5 protein-coding genes are annotated in these 3,824 nt (G+C 70.0%); 3 read left to right on the forward strand and 2 right to left on the reverse strand.

What is annotated here, in order from left to right; genetic code table 11:
• Positions 1 to 560, reverse strand: a 560-nt coding sequence (locus tag LOY02_RS10560) for an immune inhibitor A domain-containing protein (protein ID WP_317182317.1), incomplete at its 3' end; no start/stop codon positions are given.
• A 206-nt stretch (positions 561 to 766) separates the two neighbouring features.
• Positions 767 to 1,429, reverse strand: coding sequence for a hypothetical protein (locus tag LOY02_RS10565; RefSeq protein WP_317182318.1), 663 nt, complete (start codon positions 1,427 to 1,429; stop codon positions 767 to 769).
• Positions 1,430 to 1,499: 70 nt separating this feature from the next.
• On the opposite strand from LOY02_RS10565, the gene LOY02_RS10570 reads away from it, so the two are divergent.
• The 3 genes from LOY02_RS10570 to guaA all read left to right on the forward strand — a co-directional run.
• A complete protein-coding gene (locus tag LOY02_RS10570; RefSeq protein ID WP_317182319.1) occupies positions 1,500 to 2,249 on the forward strand; it encodes an SURF1 family protein in 750 nt (249 codons plus the stop codon).
• 2 nt (positions 2,250 to 2,251) lie between these two features.
• The gene (locus LOY02_RS10575) at positions 2,252 to 2,602 is read left to right on the forward strand and encodes a DUF3817 domain-containing protein (protein WP_317182322.1); all 351 of its coding nucleotides are present in this window, start codon (positions 2,252 to 2,254) and stop codon (positions 2,600 to 2,602) included.
• A gap of 55 nt (positions 2,603 to 2,657) precedes the next feature.
• Positions 2,658 to 3,824 (forward strand): glutamine-hydrolyzing GMP synthase (gene guaA / locus LOY02_RS10580; protein WP_317182320.1); only part of this gene is annotated, 1,167 nt, incomplete at its 3' end.

Consider the following 3,824-nt stretch of genomic DNA (forward strand, 5'->3'; position numbering starts at 1 on the left):
GTGCCCTCGACGGAGTAGCGCCCCGAGGACTGCCGCTCGTAGTACTCGGCCATGCGGTTGAAGTACATGTCCTCGTAGTGCTCGCGGTTGTAGTCCGCCTTCCAGAGGGTCGTGTTGTCGACCGACCGGTCCGGCTCCGGGATCTCGTTGTGCCGGGGGCCGGTGACGTCGGTCGCGCTGCCGTCCGGGGGCGGCCCCTGGAAGATCGGGTTCGGATACTGGAGGTCTCCGAACTCGACGATGACGGCGAAGATGCGGTCCGTCCCCTCGCGCTCGAGCTCGACGTACTGTCCCGGGCCGAGCTTGCCCACCTTGCCCTGGAACTTCTTGTCGCCGTCGAGGCGCTTCTCGAGGGCCTTCTGCCGCATGGCGTCCTGCTTGACCGCGAGCGGCGACCTGAGGTTGTGGGTCGTGTCCTTGTACTTCGCCTGGGTCTGGCCGTCGTCCGCGTCGGACGCGGCCTGGACCGGTGAGGCCGCGGCGAAGGCGCCGACGGCCAGTGCGCTGGCGGCGACGAGGCTGGTCAGACGCCTCCGCCGGGACTGCAGTGAATGACTCACGTGGACCATCCCTTGTCGATGAAATGTGCCGTCGCGCACGGTCTGGAGACGGCCGCGGCGGAGCTTTCCCGAGGCTTCCCAGGCTCGAGCGAACGCGACAGTCGAAGTCAATTCCTGCAGCCCCGGGTCGGCACGGTGAATCCGCGGTTGTTACCAAGTTGTGACCTGAGTCACATCAGCCGCTCCCGGGAGCGGCCCGGGTGAGGTCAGAACGTGGTGAACGATCCGCGGGCGATGAAGAAGCCGTGCTCGCTGCGCGGGTCGACGCAGGTGACGCCCCACTCCTCGCTCAGGCAGGTGACGTCCAGCCCGGTCACGCGGGCGATGCGGCCGTAGGCGAGCTTGGGGGCCTTCGGGTCGCGGATCGAGTCGGTGTTGCAGACAGGAGACACCTCCCCGGCCACCAGCTCGAGGCGCCCGACGTCGTCCGCCTCGTCGTCGGTGCAGAGCCCGTCGACGGGAGGGTCCACCCGGCCCTCCCGCACCTCGCAGGCCGCGAAGTCGGGACCGAGCCGGCAGTAGATGTTGCCGCTCGGGCTGCGGAAGGAGGCCCTCTCGACGGATCGGTCGGCACGCGCGAAGTGGTCCCGTGCCTGCTCGTACGACGTCACGGCGCCTCGCTGGTGCCCGGCCGCCATCGTGACGGGGACGGTCGGCTCGGTCGTCGTCATGGGCGGTGCCTCCGCGGTCGCCTCGGGCGCGGGGTCTGTCGCTGCCTCGGCGGGCGGGTCGACCCAGACCGTGACCGTCACGGCGGGCAGCGGCTCGGCGCCGCCACAGGCCGACAGGCCGACGAGCGCGACGGCGGAGAGGAGGCTCGCGGCCACCCGCAAGGAGGGCCGGCGGTGGAGGGGAGTGCTGCCGGTCATGGGCGTCGAGTGTGCCACGGTCGCCGGGGCGCCGGCACGTGACCTCTGCCTCGTGACCTACGCTTGTCGAGTGTTCCGTGGCCTGCTCACCCCCCGCTGGGTGGGCTTGACGATCGTCATGCTCATCGCGGTCGCAGCGTGCGCCTTCCTCGGTCTCTGGCAGCTCGGCGTCGCGCAGGACGAGGGCCGCAAGGAGGCGATCGCCTCCGCCGGTTCCTTGGCGCGGATGCCGCTCTCCGAGGTGACCGAGCCACACTCCGCGTTCGAGGCGGAGTTCTCCAACCGGCCCGTGAGCGCCACCGGGACGTATGCCGCTGAGCTGGGTTTCGTGGTCCCCGACCGCAGGCTGGACGGCCGGGCCGGGTCGTGGGTGGTCACACCTCTCGTGACGCCTGAGGGCACCGTCCCCGTGCTCCGCGGTTTCGTGGACGGCACTCCGGCATCGGCCCCCGCGCCCCCCGAGGGGCAGGTCACCGTGCACGGGACGCTGGGTCCGGGCGAGTCGCCGCGGCCCGGTGCCGGCCTGCCCGAGGGGCAGCGCAGCGGCATCGACCTCGCCATCCTCGTCAACGAGTGGCCGGGCGACCTCTACAACGTCGTCCTGCTCGCCTCGTCCGAGTCGGTTCCGTCGGCCGGTGGGCTCACCGCGGTGCCTCCGCCCGACCCCGAGGCCCCCCTCAACCTCAAGAACCTCGCCTACGCCATCCAGTGGTGGGTCTTCGGGCTCTTCGCGATCTGGATGTGGTGGAAGATGTTCCGAGCAGAGCAGCAGCCGGCCGACCCGGAGCCGGCCGCACCGAGAGAGGGCGCGCACGCGTGAGCATGTATCCGACGAACCTGGCCAAGCCGAAGCAGATCAGGACGGCCCTGACGCTCTACCGGGTCATGGCGGTCATCGCCGGTATCGCGCTGTTCGTGCTCATGGCCGAGATGATCATGAAGTACGTCTTCGAGCAGGAGAACTTCCTCACCGAGAACTGGAGCTACATCCACGGCTTCATCTACATGGTCTTCGCCGCCTCGGTCGCCAACCTCGGGGTCAAGGTCGCCTGGCCGCTCAAGCGGATCGTGCTCAACCTGCTCGCCGGCTTCGTCCCGGTCGTCCCGTGGATCGCGGAGCATCGCAACACGCGTGAGGTGCGCGCGATGCTCCAGCGCGCCTACGTCGCCTGACCCCGGCCGGCCCGGCGTGGCCTGGGCCCCAGCGCGGGACGGCTAAACTCTGCGCGTGAGTCAAGCCCACGACCTCCAGGCCCACCCTGTCCTCGTCGTCGACTTCGGCGCCCAGTATGCGCAGCTCATCGCGAGGCGGGTCCGTGAGGCGCAGGTCTACAGCGAGGTCGTGCCCCACTCGATGCCCGTTGCCGACCTCCTCGCCAGGAAGCCGGCCGCGATCATCCTCTCGGGCGGGCCGAGCTCGGTCTACGAGGAGGGCGCCCCGGGCCTCGACCCGGCGCTGCTCGAGGCCGGTGTGCCGGTCTTCGGCATGTGCTACGGCTTCCAGCTCATGGCGCAGGCCCTGGGTGGCACGGTCGACCGCACCGGGTCCAGGGAGTACGGCAAGACGCAGGCCTCCATCTCGCGCACCGACTCCACGCTCTTCGACGGGCAGCCTGAGGAGCAGGTCGTGTGGATGTCGCACGGCGACTCGGTGGGGGAGGCCCCGGACGGGTTCCTCGTCACGGCCTCGACCCTGGCCACTCCCGTGGCGGCCTTCGAGGACGACGAGAGACGCCTCTACGGCGTGCAGTGGCACCCCGAGGTGAAGCACACGGAGCACGGGCAACGGGTCCTGGAGAACTTCCTGCGCCACGGGGCCGGCATCACGCCGGATTGGACGCCGGGTCATGTGGTCGAGGAGCTCGTCGAGTCGATCCGCGAGCAGGTCGGTGAGGACCGGGTGCTGTGCGCCCTGTCGGGCGGGGTCGACTCGTCCGTGGCCGCTGCCCTCGTGCAGCGTGCGGTCGGCGAGCAGCTGACGTGTGTCTTCGTCGACCACGGCCTGCTTCGCGAGGGCGAGGCGGAGCAGGTCGAGAAGGACTTCGTCGAGGCGACCGGCGTCGACCTCGTCGTCGTCGACGCGCAGGACCGCTTCCTCCGGGCGCTGGCGGGTGTCACGGACCCGGAGACGAAGCGCAAGATCATCGGAGAGCAGTTCATCCGGGTGTTCGAGCAGGCCGCCCGCGACGTCGTCGGGAGCCATGCCGGCGACGAGCACCCCGTCAAATGGCTGGTCCAGGGGACGCTCTATCCCGATGTCGTCGAGTCCGGCGGCGGTGAAGGCGCCGCCAACATCAAGAGTCACCACAACGTCGGGGGGCTGCCGGACGACCTGCAGTTCCAGCTCATCGAGCCGTTGCGCAGCCTCTTCAAGGACGAGGTGCGCCAGGTGGGG

Origin of the sequence: Intrasporangium sp., assembly GCF_032907665.1 — a bacterium.
Taxonomy (GTDB): domain Bacteria; phylum Actinomycetota; class Actinomycetes; order Actinomycetales; family Dermatophilaceae; genus Intrasporangium.

Bases quoted from the DNA above. Each gene is read 5' to 3' on its own strand.
- LOY02_RS10575 (WP_317182322.1), top strand. From the start codon at position 2,252: ATGTATCCGACGAACCTGGCCAAGCCGAAGCAGATCAGGACGGCCCTG.
- LOY02_RS10565 (WP_317182318.1), bottom strand. From the start codon at position 1,429: ATGACCGGCAGCACTCCCCTCCACCGCCGGCCCTCCTTGCGGGTGGCC.